At 33.9% G+C, this 20,655-nt stretch carries 18 protein-coding genes; 12 read left to right on the forward strand and 6 right to left on the reverse strand.

Features of this window, described 5'->3' with window-relative positions; all coding sequences use genetic code 11:
* Window positions 1-22 precede the first annotated feature (22 nt).
* The gene (gene lysC, locus ACKJXD_RS01840) at window positions 23-1,384 is read left to right on the forward strand and encodes a lysine-sensitive aspartokinase 3 (RefSeq protein WP_430875348.1); all 1,362 of its coding nucleotides are present in this window, start codon (window positions 23-25) and stop codon (window positions 1,382-1,384) included.
* 305 nt (window positions 1,385-1,689) lie between these two features.
* On the forward strand, window positions 1,690-1,932 hold the full coding sequence (locus tag ACKJXD_RS01845; RefSeq protein WP_430875349.1) for a GlsB/YeaQ/YmgE family stress response membrane protein: 243 nt from the start codon (window positions 1,690-1,692) through the stop codon (window positions 1,930-1,932).
* Between the two features lie 50 nt (window positions 1,933-1,982).
* Here ACKJXD_RS01845 and ACKJXD_RS01850 read toward each other — a convergent pair whose 3' ends face one another.
* Complete coding sequence (locus ACKJXD_RS01850; RefSeq protein ID WP_430875350.1) at window positions 1,983-2,315, reverse strand: hypothetical protein; 333 nt, start codon at window positions 2,313-2,315, stop codon at window positions 1,983-1,985.
* Window positions 2,316-2,427: 112 nt separating this feature from the next.
* Between ACKJXD_RS01850 and cysS the strand changes: the two genes are divergently transcribed.
* Window positions 2,428-3,819, forward strand: a complete 1,392-nt coding sequence (gene cysS / locus ACKJXD_RS01855) for a cysteine--tRNA ligase (RefSeq protein WP_220215534.1) — start codon at window positions 2,428-2,430, stop codon at window positions 3,817-3,819.
* A 54-nt stretch (window positions 3,820-3,873) separates the two neighbouring features.
* Here cysS and trmJ read toward each other — a convergent pair whose 3' ends face one another.
* Window positions 3,874-4,557 (reverse strand): tRNA (cytosine(32)/uridine(32)-2'-O)-methyltransferase TrmJ, encoded by a 684-nt coding sequence (trmJ, locus tag ACKJXD_RS01860; protein WP_370632175.1) that lies wholly within the window; start codon window positions 4,555-4,557, stop codon window positions 3,874-3,876.
* Between the two features lie 320 nt (window positions 4,558-4,877).
* Here trmJ and raiA point away from each other — a divergent pair, with 320 nt between their 5' ends.
* The 4 genes from raiA to ACKJXD_RS01880 all read left to right on the forward strand — a co-directional run bounded on the left by raiA (window position 4,878) and on the right by ACKJXD_RS01880 (window position 8,622).
* Window positions 4,878-5,210, forward strand: coding sequence for a ribosome-associated translation inhibitor RaiA (gene raiA / locus ACKJXD_RS01865; RefSeq protein ID WP_220215536.1), 333 nt, complete (start codon window positions 4,878-4,880; stop codon window positions 5,208-5,210).
* Window positions 5,211-5,311: 101 nt separating this feature from the next.
* Window positions 5,312-6,463, forward strand: coding sequence for a bifunctional chorismate mutase/prephenate dehydratase (gene pheA, locus ACKJXD_RS01870; RefSeq protein ID WP_430875351.1), 1,152 nt, complete (start codon window positions 5,312-5,314; stop codon window positions 6,461-6,463).
* A gap of 15 nt (window positions 6,464-6,478) precedes the next feature.
* Window positions 6,479-7,516 carry an A/G-specific adenine glycosylase gene (gene mutY / locus ACKJXD_RS01875; protein ID WP_430875352.1) on the forward strand — a complete coding sequence of 346 codons (1,038 nt, stop codon included), beginning with the start codon at window positions 6,479-6,481 and terminating at the stop codon, window positions 7,514-7,516.
* Between the two features lie 65 nt (window positions 7,517-7,581).
* Window positions 7,582-8,622 (forward strand): NADH:flavin oxidoreductase/NADH oxidase, encoded by a 1,041-nt coding sequence (locus ACKJXD_RS01880; RefSeq protein ID WP_430875353.1) that lies wholly within the window; start codon window positions 7,582-7,584, stop codon window positions 8,620-8,622.
* Between the two features lie 59 nt (window positions 8,623-8,681).
* Here ACKJXD_RS01880 and ACKJXD_RS01885 read toward each other — a convergent pair whose 3' ends face one another.
* Window positions 8,682-9,866 (reverse strand): FAD-dependent monooxygenase, encoded by a 1,185-nt coding sequence (locus ACKJXD_RS01885; protein WP_430875354.1) that lies wholly within the window; start codon window positions 9,864-9,866, stop codon window positions 8,682-8,684.
* A gap of 7 nt (window positions 9,867-9,873) precedes the next feature.
* Window positions 9,874-10,047 (reverse strand): twin-arginine translocase TatA/TatE family subunit, encoded by a 174-nt coding sequence (gene tatA / locus ACKJXD_RS01890; RefSeq protein ID WP_363317424.1) that lies wholly within the window; start codon window positions 10,045-10,047, stop codon window positions 9,874-9,876.
* A gap of 651 nt (window positions 10,048-10,698) precedes the next feature.
* On the opposite strand from tatA, the gene ACKJXD_RS01895 reads away from it, so the two are divergent.
* Both ACKJXD_RS01895 and ACKJXD_RS01900 read left to right on the forward strand, forming a co-directional pair.
* Window positions 10,699-11,382: a LexA family transcriptional regulator gene (locus tag ACKJXD_RS01895; protein ID WP_220215541.1), complete on the forward strand. Its 684-nt coding sequence runs from the start codon at window positions 10,699-10,701 to the stop codon at window positions 11,380-11,382.
* Between the two features lie 255 nt (window positions 11,383-11,637).
* Window positions 11,638-13,473: an ABC transporter ATP-binding protein gene (locus tag ACKJXD_RS01900; protein WP_220215542.1), complete on the forward strand. Its 1,836-nt coding sequence runs from the start codon at window positions 11,638-11,640 to the stop codon at window positions 13,471-13,473.
* Window positions 13,474-13,531: 58 nt separating this feature from the next.
* Here the strand turns inward: ACKJXD_RS01900 and dacB are convergent, their stop codons facing one another.
* Window positions 13,532-14,968 carry a serine-type D-Ala-D-Ala carboxypeptidase gene (dacB, locus tag ACKJXD_RS01905; RefSeq protein ID WP_430875355.1) on the reverse strand — a complete coding sequence of 479 codons (1,437 nt, stop codon included), beginning with the start codon at window positions 14,966-14,968 and terminating at the stop codon, window positions 13,532-13,534.
* Window positions 14,969-15,310: 342 nt separating this feature from the next.
* Window positions 15,311-16,687 (reverse strand): D-serine/D-alanine/glycine transporter, encoded by a 1,377-nt coding sequence (cycA, locus tag ACKJXD_RS01910; RefSeq protein ID WP_220215544.1) that lies wholly within the window; start codon window positions 16,685-16,687, stop codon window positions 15,311-15,313.
* A gap of 191 nt (window positions 16,688-16,878) precedes the next feature.
* Here cycA and mltA point away from each other — a divergent pair, with 191 nt between their 5' ends.
* The 3 genes from mltA (at window position 16,879) to asmA (ending at window position 20,608) form a co-directional block, all read left to right on the forward strand.
* The gene (gene mltA / locus ACKJXD_RS01915; RefSeq protein WP_294827263.1) at window positions 16,879-17,958 is read left to right on the forward strand and encodes a murein transglycosylase A; all 1,080 of its coding nucleotides are present in this window, start codon (window positions 16,879-16,881) and stop codon (window positions 17,956-17,958) included.
* A gap of 70 nt (window positions 17,959-18,028) precedes the next feature.
* Window positions 18,029-18,610, forward strand: coding sequence for a dCTP deaminase (gene dcd, locus ACKJXD_RS01920; protein WP_220215546.1), 582 nt, complete (start codon window positions 18,029-18,031; stop codon window positions 18,608-18,610).
* A gap of 33 nt (window positions 18,611-18,643) precedes the next feature.
* The gene (gene asmA, locus ACKJXD_RS01925; protein ID WP_294827268.1) at window positions 18,644-20,608 is read left to right on the forward strand and encodes an outer membrane assembly protein AsmA; all 1,965 of its coding nucleotides are present in this window, start codon (window positions 18,644-18,646) and stop codon (window positions 20,606-20,608) included.
* The last annotated feature ends 47 nt before the right edge of the window (window positions 20,609-20,655 follow it).

A 20,655-nucleotide genomic window follows, 5' to 3' on the forward strand; every position in this document is an offset into this window, starting at 1 on the left:
AAATTTTTAATATGAGGAATCCATGGAAACATCATTTGTAATTGCTAAATTTGGTGGTACCAGTGTTGCCGATTACCAATCTATGGTAAACAGTGCAAATATCGTTATCGCCAATCCGAATGTCAAAGTTGTGGTATTATCTGCATCTGCAGGTATTACAAATTTGTTAGTAGCCTTAGCTGAAGGACGAGATGCTGAAGTAAGAGCACAACACATCGCGAAAATTCAATCCATTCAATATAGTATTTTAGAACAACTTCCTGAAAACCCTACATTGCGTGCTGAGATAGATCAGATAATTGCTAATATTGCCTCTTTATCAGAAGCTGCTAGTCTAGCTACATCATCTGCCCTAACCGATGAACTTGTCAGTCATGGCGAAATCATGTCATCTAAACTTTTTGTAGAAATATTGAAAGAAAGACAAAAAAATGTGTTATGGTTTGATGTGCGTAAAGTAATGCGTACGGATAACAAATTTGGCAAAGCCACACCAATAATTGAAGATATTAAACAGCTCTGCTGTGCGCATCTAAAATCATTGTTTTCCAATAATATCATTGTTACACAAGGGTTTATTGGTTCAGAAAGCACCGGTAAAACCACTACATTAGGACGTGGTGGTAGCGATTATACTGCCGCTTTACTTGGTGAAGCATTAAATGCAACACAGATCGATATTTGGACAGATGTTGCCGGTATCTATACTACCGATCCTAGAATTGCGCCATCCGCTAAACGGATTGACGAAATTTCCTTTGCTGAAGCAGCAGAAATGGCGACATTCGGCGCCAAAGTATTACATCCCGCAACACTAGTGCCAGCTATTCGAAGCAATATCCCAGTATTTGTCGGTTCTAGCAAAGCCCCACAAGCAGGCGGAACTATTGTTTATAATACTAACAGTATCAAATCAGACTTGCCATCCTTTAGAGCATTGGCGTTGCGTCGCAAACAAACATTACTCACCTTAACTAGTTTAAATATGTTACATGCGCAAGGCTTTTTAGCAAATGTGTTTACTATACTCGCTAAACATAATATTTCTGTTGATTTGGTTACAACTTCAGAAGTCAGCATTGCATTAACTATCGATACTATGGGAACTAATACTAATGGGACTAGTTTATTAACCAAAGCACTATTTGATGAGCTATCAACTCTTTGCCATGTTGAGGTTGAAGAAGATTTAGCATTAATTGCTATCATTGGCAACAAACTCACATCAACCAAAGGTATAGCTAAAAACGTATTTGGTGTTTTAGATGATTTCGTCATTAGACTATGTTGTTACGGTGCTAGCACACATAACCTCTGTTTATTATCAAGAAGTAATGATGCTGAAGAAATTATTAAAATACTCCATAAAACAATATTTGAATAAAGATATCTATGAGGAAGATAAAATCTCTTCCTCTTTTATTATTTAGTAAAGCAACAAATCCAATCCAAAAAATAAATTGTAAAGCCAAATAAAATATCTAAACATTTAATAAAAAAAATTATAGAATATAGACAATCTACTTTATGTAGTGCGTTCATAAAACTATTCTTTATATTTCAATATAGTCATCAATCTTCATATTGTTTGTTATTAGTGATTTATACGTTTAAAAATGTATTGCTTTTAGTTCAATTTACTACATCAGTAAGCTAACATTAAACACAACAAAATAAGGGTAAATTATCATGGGTATTATAAGTTGGATTATTCTAGGATTAATTGCTGGTTGGATCGCTAAATTTTTTATGCCATTAGGCAGTGTAGGAGTGGTTAAAACCATTCTACTTGGTATAGCGGGTGCCTTGGTTGGAGGCTATATAAGTACATTATTTGGCTGGGGTAGCGTAACTGGATTTAATTTTCCAAGCTTGTTTATCTCAGTATTAGGGGCGATTTTATTGATATATCTTTATCGTCTTTTTAGATAAAAATTGAAGTTTGTTTAAACCTGGCGGAATAATTCCGCCAATTAATCTCTTTATACAAATAAAGAACATATTTTAATCAATAATTTAAATAATCCTTTTATTATTCCAAAACAAATATAACCAACAACTAAGCAAAAAAAGAGTGTCGCACATAAGATACCATATGCTATTAACGCTAAAATAAAACAACCAAACAGTACAGGTATAACATAAATAATGTCGATGGATATTATCCTATTAATAAAAACATAAAAAGCGATTGTTGTCGCTATTAAAATAGTCCAATAACATATTTTGAAAACTTTCTTTTTAGGTTTAGAGTCAACAGCAATTCCTATCGCTTCCAAACATCCACCTATGGCATCACCAAAATCTAATGGCATAATTTATATTCCTTTATTTTTCGTTGTAAAGATGTTAATAAGTAATTTCGCCCTATGTAGATTTTTGTTATATTAATCACCAAAATCACTTATATATAAATAGTAAACTATAATGCTAAAAATATTCAATACATTATCTCGAGAAAAAGAAGTTTTTCAATCTATTACTCCCAATAAAGTCGGACTTTATGTCTGTGGGGTGACGATTTACGATCTTTGTCATATTGGTCATGGGCGTACTTTTGTCGCATTTGATGTTGTTTCCCGTTATCTGCGCTTTTTAGGCTATGAGTTAACTTATGTCCGTAACATTACCGATATTGATGATAAAATCATTAAAAGAGCCCTTGAAAATGGCGAAACCTGTGAGCAATTGACCGAACGTATGTTACAAGAGATGTATGCTGATTTTGATGCATTGAATATCAAACGTCCTGACGTTGAACCTCGTGCAACTCAACATATGCAACAGATTATTGAATTGGTAGAAGAGTTAATAAAAAAAGACCATGCTTATATTGCTGATAATGGCGATGTGATGTTTTCCGTCGATAGTGACCCTAACTATGGTATTTTATCTCGTCAAAATTTAGAACAACTACAAGCGGGGGCCCGTGTTGATGTTGTTGATGTGAAACGCAATCCAATGGACTTTGTGTTATGGAAAATGTCTAAACCAAACGAACCAAGTTGGGATTCGCCATGGGGTAAAGGTCGCCCTGGTTGGCATATAGAATGTTCAGCAATGAATAGCTACCAATTGGGTAATCATTTTGATATTCATGGTGGTGGGTCTGATTTGATGTTCCCACACCACGAAAATGAAATTGCTCAATCAACTTGTGCCCATGATGGACAATATGTGAATTATTGGATGCATTCGGGTATGGTAATGATTGACCAAGAAAAAATGTCAAAATCACTAAATAACTTTTTCACGATTCGTGATGTATTAAAGCATTATGATGCAGAAACAGTTCGCTATTTCTTATTATCAGGTCACTATCGCAGTCAACTTAATTATAGTGAAGAGAATCTAAAACAAGCTCGAGTGGCACTAGAGCGTTTATATACAGCTTTACGGGATACCGATTCTAATCATCCTCATACCACACCAGACAGTGATTATTACCGTCAATTCTGTCAAGCAATGAATGATGACTTCAATACACCTGAAGCTTATTCCACACTATTTGATCTTGCGCGTGAAATTAATAAAGCAAAAGCGGAAAATGATATGGCGCATGCCAATGAATTGGCAGCCGAATTACGCTATTTATCCTCTGTTCTAGGTTTATTAGAACAAGATCCAGTCAAATTTTTACAAGGCGAATCACAAGACGATGTTGATAGCACCTTAATTGATGCTTTGATTCAACAACGTAATGAAGCCCGTGCCAGTAAAAATTGGGCGTTAGCCGATGAAGCTCGAGATAAATTAAATGCTATGAATATCGTGCTTGAAGATGGTGCGAATGGTACCACTTGGCGTAAAAAAAGTTAGGAATATCGATAAAAGGTAAAACACCCATTTAAAAGTGGGTGTTTACGCCACCTGTTACAATTTTTTATCCACTGACGTTAAAATACCCCGTAAAATATTTAACTCTTGTTGTTCAATTCGTGCTCGAGTAAATAACCGACGTAAGCGCCCCATAATTTGACCGGGGTGATTTGCATTAATAAATTCTGTCTTCAATAAAGTTTGTTCTAAATGCTGATAGAAACGTTCGATATCTTCATCTTTTGGAAACTCAATACTGTCTATATCAGCCTCTGGTTCAGTTAAAACAGAACCCAAGTTTAACATCGACATACGAATTTCATAACAAAGCACTTGTACTGACATTGCCAAATTCAATGAGCTATACGCTGGATTTGCAGGAATCCCAACATGATAATGGCACTTTTGCAACTCCTCATTAGTTAACCCCACTCGTTCACGACCAAAGACCAAAGCAACTTTTGCGTCACTATTCGATGCCTCTTGAATAATTTTATCGCCACACTCTTTAGGTGTGAGATTCGGCCATTGTAAGCTGCGAGGACGAGCACTAGTCCCAATCACTAGCCGACAATCTCCAATCGCCTCTTCCAAAGATGAAAAAATTTGGGCTTGCTTAATAATGTCACTCGCACCAGCTGCTAAAGAAATGGATTGAGAATCTGGTTTTATCACCGGATTAACTAAACAAAGATGCGTTAATCCCATTGTTTTCATTGCTCTAGCGGCTGACCCCATATTACCAGTATGCGAAGTTTCAACTAAAACAATCTTCACGTTATCTAAATAATTCACATCATCCCCATTAAAATGTATCAAGTTCCTATTAGGAGTAAATAATTAACAGTATATAGGAAAAAGATGGCAAAATGCAGATTTGAAATTTTAGTGATAAAAATCGTCATATTTCATTTTTAAATGTTAATCACAAAATTTACAGAAAAAACAAATAACTGATTGACGAAATTAAAATAATTTGCCAATGTAGAGACAGAACCCTTGTTTGGGTTAGCTCAATTGGTCAGCAAACTTTTTAGCAAACATAGTGGAGGTCAGTCATGACGTTAAGTATTACCAGTAAACAAATGGATATTACTCCTGCAATTCGTCGTTATCTTGAAGATAAGTTTTCTAAATTAGATAAATGGAGAGCACTGTTAATCAACCCTCACTTTATATTATCGAAGGAACCCGATGGATTTATTGTTGACGCAACCATTGCAACCAAAGGGACACCTTTAGTTGCTTCAGCTAAACACATTGATATGTATGCGGCTATAAATGATCTTATTGGAAAACTCGAAAAACAACTCAATAAGATTCAGCATAAAGGGGAATCACGCCGTGCCTTTGATAGCATCAAAGGTGTCGTACCTGAAGAGCAAGTTTAAACAATAGCTGATCACAAATGAATTAAAAGGCACTTTGATAGTGCCTTTATTTTTTAGCTTGTTATAATATTGCACATCTATTTTTTATTTACTTAAGCCAAATGACTGTTAATCCTTTACTACCCTTGCGAGATAAAATTAATGAACTTGATGCGAAGTTATTAGAACTTGTTGCTAAACGTCGCCAAATTTCAACACAAGTCATTCAAACAAAAATTGAAGCCAACATTCCTGTACGTGATTTGAAACGTGAACGCTCATTAATCAACTCACTTATTCATCAAGGAAAAGCCTATCATCTTGATGATATTTTAATAAAACGGTTATATCAGGTCATTATTGAAGATTCCGTATTATTACAACAGAAGATCTTACAAGAAAAACTCAATCACAACACCATAGCGACAGCAAAAGTTGCTTTTTTAGGGCCAAAAGGTTCTTATTCCCATTCTGCTGCGCGACGTTATGCGAGTGCTCACTTTGAAGAAATGACGGAATCCAGTTGTTCAACTTTTAAAGATGTTTTTGAGCAAGTCGAAAAAGGAATAGTTGATTTTGGTATTTTACCTATTGAAAACTCAAGTTCTGGTTCGATTAATGAAGTTTATGATCTTTTACAAAAAACCAATTTACATATCATTGGTGAACTTTCATTACCTATTGATCACTGTGTACTTGCTATCGCTAATGCCAAACTGGAGCAAATTGACACTATTTATAGTCATCCACAACCATTTCAACAATGCAGTAACTTTTTAGAAAAATCACCTCATTGGAAAATTGTCTATTGCGACAGTACCTCATCAGCCATGGAGATGGTAGCAAGCCTCAATAAGCCAAATGTTGCAGCAATGGGTAACAAAGACGGGGGTGAATTATATGGACTACAAGTACTTGAACATGATTTTGCTAATCAAAAAGAAAATATCACCCGCTTTATTGTGTTAGCTCGACAACCTGTTGACGTTTCAAATCAGATACCTGCTAAAACAACTATCCTAATGAAAACAGGTCAACAAGCTGGGGCCTTAGTTGATGCATTACTAGTATTGCGCAATCACAACATTGTCATGACGAAGCTGGAGTCTCGACCAATCCACGGTACGCCATGGGAAGAGATGTTTTATATCGATTTGCAAGGTAATCTTAATTCTCATGAAATGCAAACCGCACTCAAGGAACTCTCAGCTATTACCTTATACACCAAAGTGCTTGGCTGCTATCCAAGTGATTCAATTTCATCTCTCATGTAATATATTATTAACACTATGCAAAAATTTTCCAATGCCGTGCTCAAGTGGTATGAACAGTACGGCAGAAAAACGTTACCTTGGCAAATTGAAAAAAGTTCTTACCATGTTTGGTTGTCTGAAGTGATGCTACAACAAACTCAAGTTGCTACAGTCATCCCCTACTTCAATCGTTTTATTGAGCATTTTCCTAAGATAACCGATTTAGCGCACGCCCCGATTGATGATGTATTACATTTGTGGACTGGACTGGGTTACTATGCTCGAGCCCGTAATTTACATAAAGCGGCGAAAATGGTTACTGACAAGTTTAAAGGTCACTTCCCTACTCTATTTGATGATGTCGTTGCTTTACCCGGTGTTGGGCGTTCAACTGCTGGCGCAATTTTGTCGCTATCCCAAAACCAACATTACTCTATTTTAGATGGTAATGTAAAACGGGTTTTAACACGCTTTTTTGCTGTTGAAGGTTGGCCTGGCAATAAAAACATTGAAAATAGACTTTGGCAATTGAGTGAACAGGTCACACCAAAACACGAGGTAGCAAAATTCAATCAAGCGATGATGGATATTGGCGCAATGGTTTGCACCCGCACCAAACCTAAATGTAACTTATGTCCACTACAAAGTGATTGCATCGCTAATCAAACAGACAGTTGGCAACAATATCCTACCAAAAAACCGAAAACAGCTATTCCTGAAAAATCGGCTTATTTTTTGATGCTTGAATACAATCAATGTATATGGCTTGAAAAACGACCGCCATCGGGTATATGGGGAGGTTTATATTGCCCACCACAATTTGCTACAAAGCAAGCATTAATCAATTGGCTAAACGATTGTGGAATTCAAACAACCCCACCAAAACAAATGATTTCTTTTCGCCATACTTTTAGCCATTTTCATTTAGATATCATACCGATTCATTGCATCTTGGTTAACAACACGAAATGTTTAGATGAAAGTAATAGCTACTGGTATAACTTAACAGCAGAGAATGCAAAAATTGGTTTAGCAACACCCATTTACAATTTATTGCAGCAATTGAATGCATGATTTAAATAATCTTCAAACAAAAAGTTGGTAATTAATTGTTCACCAGTAATTTAAAGGAATTCCATATGGCTAAAATATCTTATTTGAACACGCCCTTTACGATCAAAAAATTATCTTTAAAAAATCGTATTGTTATGCCTCCAATGTGTCAATATCAGGCTAAAGATGGTCTACCAAATGATTGGCATTTTGTTCATTATGTTTCAAGAGCTGTTGGGGGCGTTGGATTAATTATTGTTGAAATGACTAACGTTGCACCAAATGGACGAATCTCGCCAAATTGTCTAGGTTTATGGAATGATGAGCAACGAGATCAGTTCAAGCGTATTGTTGATGCCGTTCACGCCCAAAATGGCAAAATAGCCATTCAAATTGCCCATGCAGGGCGTAAAGCTTTGGGAGCTGATGATGTAGTATCTTGCTCTCCTCTTCTTTATGACGGCACTAACGAAGCTAATAAACAGTGGCAATATCAAATGCCAAGAGAATTATCAAAAAATGAAATCGCTGACATTATTCAAAAATTTAAAGAATCAACCCAACGGGCAGTTGAAGCAGGTTTCGATGCAATTGAAATTCATGGTGCACATGGTTACTTAATACATCAATTCAGTTCACCTAAAACCAATTTACGAACCGATGAATATGGTCAAGATAAGTTGCTATTTGGCGAACAAGTCATTAAAGCAGCTAAATCCGTTATGCCAAATGACATGCCACTTATTATTCGCTTTTCAGCCCAAGAATATGGTAAAGATGGATATGGTATTGATTATGGATGCAAGATTGCTAAACGTTTTGCTGATGCAGGTGCAGACGTTTTAGATGTCAGCGGTGGTGGTGACGGACAACTCGATCCCGCTCACACCCCTGATTTTCATGCCGGTTATCAGGTTTACTTGGCTAGCGCGATAAGACAATCGATAGATTTGCCAATAATAGCTGTTGGTATGCTTGAAGATCATTACTTAGCCGATTATGTTTTAAGCCGAGGCGATGCAGATTTAATAGCTGTTGGTCGAGGCTTATTAAATGATCCATATTGGCCTTTACGTATTCCTTCATCGCCATTTATACCGACATCATATCAAATAGCATTCAAATAATTTAATCAAAAAAGTTATATCCTGTAGCACGTGTTACAGGATAATTAACATCAGCTAAATTATATCTTCATGGCATATTTGATTAACTGTTTTTTTAATGGTGAACAGTGATCGATAGTATTCATGCCTACCGTTCTTAGTGCCTTTTTAAGCAAATTATCCCCATTAAACATATCTTGAATAGTTTGCATTGCCGCTAACATTACCACCGTATCTTTACGACGCGTAAACTGAAATGATTTTAGATTACTGACTAAACCAATATCCTGATTCGCATCGATTAATTTTTTTATTGTCGATACTAACAAGGCCGAATCTTGAAAACCTAAGTTGACTCCTTGCCCGGCTAAAGGATGAATTGTGTGCGCTGCATCGCCAACTAAAACTAAACGATGTTTAATAAACTGCTTGGCAAACCGTGCTTTCAAGGGAAATATCATTCTCGGATTAACCAACTGACAAAAACCTACTTTATCACCGGTTAATTGAAATAATTGATATGAAAACTCCGTTTCGGTTAATGAAGCTAAATTAGCTGCATTGTCAGGTTTAGTTGACCATACTAAACAACTTCTATTAGGATGATAAAGCGGAAGAAAAGCAACAATACCATTGGGATAAAAAATTTGCTTTGCACAAGCATGATGTGGATATTCAGTTTCAACAGTTGTAATTAGGGCATGATGAATATAATCGCGTTCAAAAACAGCAATGTTTTCATGATTACGTATCCAAGAATTTGCACCATCTGCACCAATAATAAGTTTAGCTTGTAAAGCAACCTGATCTGACAATGTCAAAAATGCACAATTATCATCAAACTCACTATTAATCACTTCTTGACTAAAAAGCGTAATATTGTTGCTAGCCAAAGCATAGTGATAGAGATAATGAGATATAACATGATTTTCAATGATATAACCTAAATTTGGATAACCATAATCTGTAGCATGTGCAGATAAATGAGCCTGCCCATTCTTTTCCCACACATCTATTTCTGCAAATTCTTGTACTCGACCACTTGAACAAAGCGCATCCCAAATACCAATTTGAGTAAAATAGCGCTGGCTAGCACCATTTAGCGCTGAAGCTCTAACCCCAATCTTGTCCGTTTGTAAACATTCATATTGATGAATATTTTTATCAATAATGGCAATTTTCAAATCATAATGACTTAAAGCACAAGCCGTTGCCAAACCTACTAAGCCACCACCAACAATGGCTACATCAAATTGAATACTCATATTTTAATTATTTATTATCTAATTTAGGATCATTATTGGATTCAATATCTTCACTCATTTCCTTTTTAAATCCTTTCAATGCCGAACCTAAATCAGCCCCTAAGTTTCGTAGCTTTTTAGTGCCAAATAACAACACGACGACGGCAAGAAAGACTAAAAGATGTGGGATACTAAATGACATAATAAAATCCTCTTAATTAAATTTTATTAATTCGTCTAACAATAGAATTGTAAACAAATGGTATATATTTTTATGTATTATACCTTTTTAAAAAGAGATTTCATAAGAAGTTTAAACAAAAAAAAAGACCTGCATATAAATATGCAGGCCAACATGAAATATAAGGAATATAAGGAAAGAAAACAATGAAAAATCCTTACACTGCTTATTATCCATTTTTTTTCGTTTTAGTCAACGTTTTTATTTGTTTTTTTATTTATTTTAAAAATAAACTAAATTTCAAAATAATTCTTTTAAAATCAATACAAAACATACTTAAAAATAGCAACGCATTAAAATTGGCGTATTTGATATATATCAAATATGAACAAAAAAGCATTTAAAAAGCAAATGAAAAAAATTTTTTTCGCAGAAAATAAATAATTTTCAGCAGAAAAACAAAAATATTTATTTTTTAAAAAAAACCATATCAATCATTTTTTTGTACGAAAAGCAATCTAAAAACTTGACTATAAAACGAACATTTCAACTCAGAATTATATAAAAAAACTTTTTATATCAGCTTTTCAGTTGTTGTGCTATGTAAAACTTATAAAATATACACTATAATTAAAAAACGGAAGTAATAGGAGAAACAAATTAGAAATGAATATGATTAAAAATAAAAATGTAAAAACATTTAAAGATAGATTACATAGCTCAATGCAAGGTTTATCTGTTTCTGCCTTCGCTAAAAAATGTGACATGTCTGAAACCGTAATTAGAGACTATTTATCTGGTAAAACTTATCCATCACTTACACGCTTAGAAGTGATTGCCGAAAAATGTAATGTTTCATTCAATTGGCTAGCTACGGGTTATAAATTAGAAGTGTTAGATCCAAAAAATGACGATGATGTTTACAATGAAAATATCTATCGCATTCCTGTTTACAAAAAACAATTACCCACTAAAGAAGAAGCACAATTACAACGCTATGTCCGTGAAACTCCACCAGTTATGAATTACCCAATTGTCGAAGGTTGGGCATCTCATCGAGGATTGGACATAAAAAAACTAATTATTTATTGGGCTAAAGGCGATTTGATGTCACCGGAAATCAACAACAACAATGGACTTATTATTAATACAGACGTCGGCGAAATAATTGACGGTGCAATTTATTTAGTTGAATATGAAGATATCACTTTTTTACGAAAAGTTCGCTTAACGCTCAATGGTTGGATACTGATTTGCAATAATAATCAATACCCTACAATTGAAGTATCTAAAACAGATTTCAATAAATATCATTTTGTAGGTCGTGTTGTACAAATTATCAAAGATATTTTTTAGTTAATTAATAGTCAGAAATTTTTATTCAAGATATAATTGTAAAATAAGGGAGAGCAATAAAATTTTTCTCCCTTACTACTTCTTTTTAGTACATTTCTTTAGTAAGAATAGGTGAAATATCAAATGTTTTTTATTCAATTATCAATACCGCTTTAAATACAAAAATATTCTATTCTAAAGTGATCAACTTCAATTCTCATATTTAATATTATTGACTAAATTCAATGCGCAATTTTAAGAACAATTAGGTCTACTATGTATCGATTTTTTGAAAAATTGGTGTCACCTTATCCTAAAAGTGAACCACAGCCAGCAGCAAAAGGTTTTTTAAATTTTATATGGCAGTCCACAAAAGGCACTCGATTATTTATGTTATTACTGGTGATATTTAGTGCACTAAGTGGAGCGTTTGAAGCTTTTTTATTTGCAGCACTTGGTAAAGTTGTTGATTGGCTAGCTGTTGTTGAACCTAATCAGCTATGGCAGAAAGAAAAAACAACTTTATTATTATTAACTCTTATTATTTTATCGAGTACTTTGATTATTGCTTTGCAAACAATTATAAAACATCAATGTTTAGCCGGTAACTTTCCTATGAGAATGCGCTGGAATTTTCACCGTTTAGTCCTTAATCAAAGCATGCGTTTTTTTCAAGATGAATTTGCAGGAAGAATATCAGCTAAAGTTATGCAAACAGCGCTTGCTGTTAGAGATACCTGTTTTTTAGTTGCCGATATTTTAATCTTTGTTCTTATTTCGTTTATTACGATGGCGGCAATAATTGGACAGTTAGATCCATGGTTACTTCTCCCTTTTATTGGCTGGTGCATCATTTATGCTTTAGCTATGTATTATTTTATTCCTCGTTTAAGTAAAGTTGCCAGTATGCAAGCTGATGCACGCTCGACGATGACCGGACGAGTGACAGATGCGTACACAAATATTATGACAGTTAAACTGTTTTCGCATGCAGGCAATGAAGCCAAATATGCACAAGAATCAATGGATGAGTTTTTAACGACAGTCAACAAACAAATGCGTTTGGTAAGTAGTTTTGAGATTGTAAATCATCTATTATCAATTTTATTAATATTATCAACAACCGGCATTGCATTATGGTTGTGGTCAAATCAATTAGTGGGAATTGGCGCAATTGCAACCACCACGGCAGTAGCACTTCGATTAAATGGTCTATCCCATTGGATTATGTGGGAAATGGCAGCTTTATTCGAAAACATTGGTGTTGTAAAAGATGGTATCAATACCTTCTCAACCGCAAAAACAAATGTGGATAAACCAAATGCAAAAGATCTTGTGATAACGCAAGGAAAAATTGAATTCCAAAATATACATTTCACCTATGATGAAAAAATCGGCAATACAATTATTGAGGATTTAAATTTAACAATCAAATCCGGTGAAAAAATAGGACTTGTTGGGCGTTCTGGTGCGGGTAAATCAACACTGATTAACTTATTGTTACGATTCTACGATTTGCAAAATGGAAAAATAATTATTGATGGGCAAGATATTACAGAAATTAGTCAAGAGAGTCTGCGAGCTCAAATTGGAATGGTGACACAAGATACCTCATTGTTACACAGGACAGTTCGTGAAAATTTACTCTATGGTAATAATCAAGCTACTGAAGAAGAAATGATTAATGCAGCTAAAAAAGCTCATGCAGATAAGTTTATTCAAACTTTAATTGATGCAAGCGGTAGAACTGGTTACGATGCCTTTGTTGGTGAACGGGGTATAAAATTATCTGGTGGACAAAGACAACGAATAGCAATAGCTAGGGTTATTTTAAAAAATGCACCGATATTATTATTGGATGAAGCAACAAGTGCATTAGACTCTGAAATTGAGCAAGCCATTCAAGAAAGTCTTTATACATTGATGGAAGGTAAAACTGTTATTGCTATTGCACATCGATTATCAACAATTGCAGCGATGGACAGATTAATCGTACTTGATCAAGGAAAAATAATAGAGCAAGGCACACATCAAGAATTATTAGATAAAAATGGGTTATATGCTCAACTTTGGAAACATCAAAGTGGTGGTTTTTTACCTGATAATTTATAATATTTATTGAATAAAATTGTGTACATGCTTTTAAACTAAAGCATGTACAAACAATTCATTACTGAATAAAATTTTTATAAAATTCAGATTCAAATCGCATTATTGCACTATTTTTGGGTTCATCTCTTCTTTCTGGATGATATCCCGAAAGTAATTGAACAAAAGCAATATAACCACCATCTGATTTTTCAATAAAGCCGGCTAAATTATAACTCCCTTGAATATACCCTGTTTTAGCTCGTATTGCTTCTTTGAATGGTGGTTGATTAAAACTTTTTCGATTCTGCAATGTACCATCAGTTCCTGAAATTGGTAGTTTTTCAATAATTTCAAGTTCGGTATCATGGGCCGATATATATTGTAAAATTTCCATTATTTTATCAGCACTCACTAAATTTAATCGCGATAATCCCGAACCATCAGCAATAACAACATTCTCTAAATTTATTCCAGCTTTAGTTCGTAAAATTTGTCTAACCGCATCACGACTATTTCGCCATGTACCTTGGATATTAAAATGATGAGCGCCCAGCGTTCTAAAAATTGTATCCGCATATAAATTATTTGATTTTTTGAGCATAATAGTTAACAGTTCCGAAAGTGGAGCTGACTTACTCGAAGTTAATAATGTTAATTTAGCCGCTGTTTTTTGATTGCGCTCTGTAATCGTACCTGTGTAAGAAATATTCTGTTGTTTAAGCTCCCGTTTTAAAATAGCAGAAAAATAATCAACACCATTTAAAACCGCAAATTTTAATGAGGCTTTATCAGAACTGGCAGGAATACAACCTGATAAATAGTAGCGATTTTTTTCAGAATAACTTGCGTCAAGTTCACAATATTTGTCACTTAAATCTTTACTATTTTTGGCAATGGTACGTACATTACCCGTCACTGTGACAGGAATATTAGTTGGTCCAGATACAGATGCTTTATTACCGATTTTTCCAGGCGTAATAGTCGCATAAAAACAATTATCATCAATAATTGCAGCTGAAGGTGGAGCATTGTAACAAGCTGTTAGATTATTCCAAGACCAACCTTCTGCCTTATCATGGCCCGTGAAAATAGAAGTATCTAAAATCACTTTGCCCGAAATTTTTTCAATACCTTTTTGATGTAAAGTTGCTAACATACTTTTCAAACGTTCACGAGTAAAGCTAGGATCGCCACTCAATTGAACAATCAAATCCCCATTAAGCTGCTTGTTCTTGATTGAACCATTAGTTAGCATTCGAGTTTCAAATTGAAAATCGCTGCCTAATTCTAGTTGTGCAGCAAGTGCAGTAATTACTTTTTGCACACTTGCAGGCTGTTTAAACTGATCACTCTTATATTTAGCTAATGTCTTGGGTTTTTTGCCTACGGATTGAACTAAAATTGACAAGTCACTGCCCTTTGGTAATGAAGACACGTAAGGTTCAACAGATTGGGCTTGTAATAAACTTGAAAAAAAAGCAATAAAAAACAGACTAATAGATCTGAAATTTTTCATCAAAATTGACTCAAAAAGATTTAAATTAAATAGATAAAATAGGGTTATAAATATATCGTTTTTTAGTAAAGCTATCAATCTTTAAACTATCACTTTTTGTACTAAAATAGTTTAAAAGCAAACAAACTTTAATATGTAAGAGAATTAATCAACTCAATAAACAAGTTACAATAAAATAATCACCTTAATGGCTTTCCTTTTTTCAATACAAACACTATTGATTTGTAGAAAAAGCTCATTATTTTAATCGAATATATTTAATATATATAAACGATATCGACCTTAAGATCTAACTGACTACAAAAAGTTAGCAGGGATTGCCCCTGCCTTAATTAGTAGAGTTTATTCAGTTCTTTTTCGTGAACGAATAAAATAGCTTATACCTAAAATAATAAACCAAATAGGTGTTGCAATTAATGCATGACGTGTATCATCTTGGAATGTCAGTAGCACAAGGACAAATATGAAAAAGGCTAGACTAACATAACACATCAAAATTCCGCCTGGCATTTTAAATTGAGATTGCTGATGTAGATTAGCTTTTTTATGACGATAAGCAATATATGAAATCAGAATCATAGACCATATAAACATAAATAAAATAGCCGATATGGTTGTAACTATAGTAAAAGCTTCAATCACATTTGGTACAGTATAGATCAGAACGACACCACCAAATAAGCAACTGCATGAAAATAATAGACCATTAGCCGGAACGGAACGTTTCGATAATTTACCAAACGGTTCAGGTGCATCTTGTTTTTTAGCCAACCCAAATAGCATACGACTGGTTGAATAGACGCCACTGTTAGCTGATGAAGCAGCCGAAGTCAGTACCACAAAGTTGATAATACTAGCGGCAGCAGGTAATCCAATCATAGTAAACAATTCTACAAAAGGACTTTTATCAGGAGAAATCAAAGTCCAAGGTGTTACACTCATGATAATAATTAATGCAAATACATAGAAAAAGATAATACGGGCAGGAACAGAATTAATTGCATTGGGTAAATTTTTATTAGGATTGACCGTTTCGGCAGCGGTGGTACCCACAAGCTCAATACCTACAAAAGCAAAAATTGCAATCTGAAAACCAGCAAAAAACCCCATGGTGCCATTTGGAAAAAAGCCACCATATTCCCATAGGTTAGAAAATCCAGCGGTACTATTTGTCAAATCTGAATGAAAAGAAGTAAAAATCAATACAAGTCCAATTATAATTAACGCAACAATTGCAGCAATTTTAATCATTGACATCCAAAACTCTGTCTCACCAAACATTTTTACTGTCAATAAATTTAATACCGAAAGTAAAACAACAGTTAATAACATCGGTATCCAAGCGGGTAAATCAGGAAACCAATGTTGTGCATAACTGGCAATTGCAACAACGTCTGCAATTCCTGTTATCACCCAACAAAACCAATATGTCCAACCTGTAAAAAAACCTGCCCAAGGCCCTAATAAATCATTGGAAAAATCACTAAAGGACTTGTACTCCAAATTTGACAACAGAATTTCTCCCATTGCTCGCATTACAAAAAATAACATAAATCCAATAATCATATATACTAAAATAATTGAAGGACCAGCAAGACTAATGGTTTTACCTGACCCCATAAATAACCCAGTTCCAATTGCACCACTAATTGCAATCAATTGAATATGACGATTAGAGAGATTTCTTTTTAGATCATTGTTTGAGGATGTAATGCTCATCGCTATTCTTACCTTTTATGTCGTAGCTTTTAATTTTATCAGGAATATAGGACTATAAAGTCTATATCATTAAATCTCAAGTTGAAATATAATTAAAACTTTTTATGGCAAGTTACAAATTATCAGTAGTTTCTTATAATAGAATTGTGTAGCATAACAATCACTGTTTTAAAATCATTATAATTAATAAGATGAAAGAAATTATCAAACATTATCGGATTTACTTGTTATTTGTTTTTTTTATTTCAACTTTAATCTCAGGTTGCCAAAATAACTCAACCAAACAAGGTCAACAATATAAGGACGGGAAATTTAAACAACCATTAAATATTAGTTATCCTGATTTAGATACACCCGTAAATATTACGGATTATATTGTACAAGTAGATAAAATTAGAACTGCATCACCAGTTTTATATAGCCAAAATGAACATATCTATAAAGCTATCGATGATTGGATAAATCGCTTATTAGGATCCAATGAATTTGATAAAGTTGGCTTAAACAGTTACGAAATGGCAGGACAAGATGGATATGGTAATGTCCATTTAACTGGATATTATACCCCTGTAATCAAAGCTAGGCACAAGCCTGACGCCAAATTTAAGTACCCTATTTATAAAATGCCGACACATGTAAAACGAAAGTTGCCTAACCGGGAACAAATATACAAAGGTGCTTTATCAGGAAAAGGGCTTGAAATCGCTTATAGTAATTCCTTGATGGACAATTTTATTATGGAAGTACAAGGAAGTGCATATATCGATTTTGAAGATGGAACCCCTTTAGTATTCTTCGGTTATGGCGGTAAAAATGGTCATGGTTATTCAAGTATCGGTCGGATTTTAGTTGAACAAGGTGAAATTGAAAAAGAAAAAATATCAATACAAGCCATTAAAGATTGGGCCAAAAATAAAAATGAAAAACAACTGAAAGAATTGCTCATACAAAACCGTTCATTTGTGTTTTTTAACCCAAAACATAATGCTGAAGTCAAGGGTGCTGCCGCTGTACCATTGATTGCTAATGCAGCTATTGCTTCAGATAAATCTCTTGTTCCGCTAGGTTCCGTGGTTTTAGTGGATGTTCCGCTTCTGGATAATGATGGTCAATACCGTGGTAGGAGAGAAACTCGCCTAATGGTAGCCCTTGATGTGGGGGGAGCAATAAAAGGCCAACATTTCGACCTTTACCTTGGTATTGGTGAAGCATCAGGTCAATTAGCTGGTTTCTACAACCATTTTGGTCGTGCTTGGGTAATTAAACCCTAGATCTATAGCATCGACGTGATTAAAAGAAACTGTTAAAATAAGGATAGAGCGGCTCAATTAAGGATAACTCATGAGATTATGCGATCGAGATATTGAAGCATATTTACAAAATGGTAAATTAAAAATTACACCTCAACCGGCATCGAATTGTATTAATGGTGCGACTGTTGATGTTAGATTAGGTAATCAATTTCGGACTTTCCGAGAACATACAACCCCTTTTATTGATCTAAGTGGTCCCAAAGAAGAAGTTTCTGCAACATTAGAACGAGTAATGAGTGAAGAAATGGTACTACCTGAAGGTGATGTGTTTTATCTTCATCCCGGAGAACTTGCTTTAGCGGTCACATTAGAATCAGTCACCATTCCTGATGATTTAGTGGGCTGGCTAGATGGACGTTCTTCCCTAGCCAGACTTGGGCTAATGGTCCATGTCACTGCACACCGTATCGATCCAGGCTGGCAAGGTCAAATTGTATTAGAATTTTATAATTCAGGTAAAATCCCGTTAGCGTTAAAACCAGGTATGACTATTGGTGCCTTAAGTTTTGAAACTTTAACAGGACCTGCAGCAAGACCTTATAATCGTCGACAAGATGCAAAATATAAAGACCAACATGGCGCAGTTGCCAGCCGTATCGATAAAGACTAAATCAGTTTACAACTATAATATAGGAACACTAATATGATAAAAAAAATATTGGTTACTTTTTTAATTTTAATTTTTATAATTGCTATAGGGATCGTCTCACTTATTGTTTTTGTTGATCCTAACAATTTCCGTGGATTTATCTCTGATAAAGTGAGAGATAAAACAGGATATGAATTATCTATTGAAGGTGATTTACGTTGGCACATCTGGCCACAAGTCAGTATATTAACTGATTCAGTTAAATTAACCGATACAGGTGCTCAAAAACCAATTTTGACCGCTGATAATATGCGACTTGATGTAGAGCTATTTCCATTATTTTCTAAAAAAATAGTTGTCAAAAATGTATTTGTTAAATCAGCCGTTATCAATGTTACTGATGACAGTAAAGGTCAAGTAGCAAAAAGTAAAGAAAGTAATAGCACCGCAAAACAACCAGTACCAAATACTGAAGATAAATCGCAACAAAATGAAGAAAAAGAAAAATCTAGCTGGAAATTCACATTAAACAAATTTGAAGTTGCAGATAGTACTTTGGTTTTTCAGAACAAAGATACATTAATTAACTTCAGAAATCTTAACCTAATAGTTCAACAAAATAGCGAAAAATATCTTTCAGTTGATATTAAAGGCAATATTGACCGAAATCAGCAGGATTTATATTATTCCGCCATTGCTGACATTGATTTAACTCAATTTCCAAATATTGCAAAAATTGATTTAAAAAAATTTGACTACACACTCAAAGGAATCGGCATTCCTAATGATGAGTTAGTGGGTAATTTGAAAGGAATTATTAATTATCAAAAAAATCCACAAAGCATAAACACACAAAATTTAATTTTTTCAATTAATGATAATATTTTTACAGGTAATGTAAATGTAAACCTAAATACTAAACCTTCTTTAGAATTAAATCTTAATTCTGACAAGTTAAACGTTAATACATTTATTTCAAATAAAGAAAAATCTAAAGAAAATACGAACATTAACCCACAACAAACAACACCTGTTGTATCAAGCGTTAACAAATCAACAAACGAACTTACCTTTCTTAATGCTTTTGATGCCAATCTTAAATTAAATATTAAGCAATTAATCGCTAACAAAATGGTATTAAATAATGTTTATGCTGATTTACAAAACAATGATGGTGTTGCAACAATTAAGGCTATCAATTTTGACTTTGCTGATGGCACGGTAACCACCAATGGGGTCGCTAATGGCAAACAAAAAAATACTCTAATCAAGCTCAACACTAAAATTAACAATGTTGATTTAAATAACTTTTTTAATCAGATTGATACAGCTAAAGATTTAGTTGGACGCTTTAATGCTTCAGGCCAATTAGAGATCAATACAATTAAAGCCAATAAGTTATTAGAAAACTTACATGGAAATCTTGCTATCAATATAGCTAATGCAAAACTTGATAATATTAATATCCAAAACATTATTAATGCTGCCGCAGCTAAATATTCTAAGGATGTTTTAACGCCGGAAAATCAAAATAAATATACTGAATTCCATACAATTGAAGCTAAAGCTAACTTAAATAATGGTAATTTAGAACTTACCACCTTAACTGCTGATTCTGAAACAATTGATATTATTAACGGTTCAGGAAGAGTTGGTATGTTACAAAAAGATATTGATGTGAATCTAAATATTAAAATGTTAGATGGTTGGAATGGCAAAAGTGATACCATTGCTAAATTGCAACAAATGACTATTCCACTACGTATTTATGGTCAATTTACTAAACTTCATTATCAGATAGATCTTAATCAAGTATTTAAAGATGTACTAAATGACAAATTACAGCATGGACTTGAAAAACTTCGAGAAAAAATTGAAAAACGAAATTCAAAAGATAACGACAAAGACAAAGACAAAGACAAAGACAAAGACAAAGACAAAGACAAAGATGATAATAACTTTAAGTCTAAATCACGGCAAAAAGCGGCTAATATATTAAGCGAATTGTTAAAGAAATAACCAACAATATCGCTAAAATATGATTAGTTTTAAAATTAGATAATAGC

The sequence above is a fragment of the Gilliamella sp. G0441 genome (assembly GCF_050589305.1).
Classification (GTDB): Bacteria; Pseudomonadota; Gammaproteobacteria; order Enterobacterales; family Orbaceae; genus Gilliamella.

Coding starts and splice junctions, on each gene's coding strand:
- tatA (WP_363317424.1), bottom strand. CDS start 10,047: ATGTCATTTAGTATCCCACATCTTTTAGTCTTTCTTGCCGTCGTCGTG.
- asmA (WP_294827268.1), top strand. CDS start 18,644: ATGATAAAAAAAATATTGGTTACTTTTTTAATTTTAATTTTTATAATT.
- ACKJXD_RS01850 (WP_430875350.1), bottom strand. CDS start 2,315: ATGCCATTAGATTTTGGTGATGCCATAGGTGGATGTTTGGAAGCGATA.
- ACKJXD_RS01895 (WP_220215541.1), top strand. CDS start 10,699: ATGATTAAAAATAAAAATGTAAAAACATTTAAAGATAGATTACATAGC.
- mutY (WP_430875352.1), top strand. CDS start 6,479: ATGCAAAAATTTTCCAATGCCGTGCTCAAGTGGTATGAACAGTACGGC.
- pheA (WP_430875351.1), top strand. CDS start 5,312: ATGACTGTTAATCCTTTACTACCCTTGCGAGATAAAATTAATGAACTT.
- mltA (WP_294827263.1), top strand. CDS start 16,879: ATGAAAGAAATTATCAAACATTATCGGATTTACTTGTTATTTGTTTTT.
- dcd (WP_220215546.1), top strand. CDS start 18,029: ATGAGATTATGCGATCGAGATATTGAAGCATATTTACAAAATGGTAAA.
- lysC (WP_430875348.1), top strand. CDS start 23: ATGGAAACATCATTTGTAATTGCTAAATTTGGTGGTACCAGTGTTGCC.
- raiA (WP_220215536.1), top strand. CDS start 4,878: ATGACGTTAAGTATTACCAGTAAACAAATGGATATTACTCCTGCAATT.
- cysS (WP_220215534.1), top strand. CDS start 2,428: ATGCTAAAAATATTCAATACATTATCTCGAGAAAAAGAAGTTTTTCAA.
- trmJ (WP_370632175.1), bottom strand. CDS start 4,557: ATGGGGTCAGCCGCTAGAGCAATGAAAACAATGGGATTAACGCATCTT.
- ACKJXD_RS01885 (WP_430875354.1), bottom strand. CDS start 9,866: ATGAGTATTCAATTTGATGTAGCCATTGTTGGTGGTGGCTTAGTAGGT.
- dacB (WP_430875355.1), bottom strand. CDS start 14,968: ATGAAAAATTTCAGATCTATTAGTCTGTTTTTTATTGCTTTTTTTTCA.
- cycA (WP_220215544.1), bottom strand. CDS start 16,687: ATGAGCATTACATCCTCAAACAATGATCTAAAAAGAAATCTCTCTAAT.
- ACKJXD_RS01900 (WP_220215542.1), top strand. CDS start 11,638: ATGTATCGATTTTTTGAAAAATTGGTGTCACCTTATCCTAAAAGTGAA.
- ACKJXD_RS01845 (WP_430875349.1), top strand. CDS start 1,690: ATGGGTATTATAAGTTGGATTATTCTAGGATTAATTGCTGGTTGGATC.
- ACKJXD_RS01880 (WP_430875353.1), top strand. CDS start 7,582: ATGGCTAAAATATCTTATTTGAACACGCCCTTTACGATCAAAAAATTA.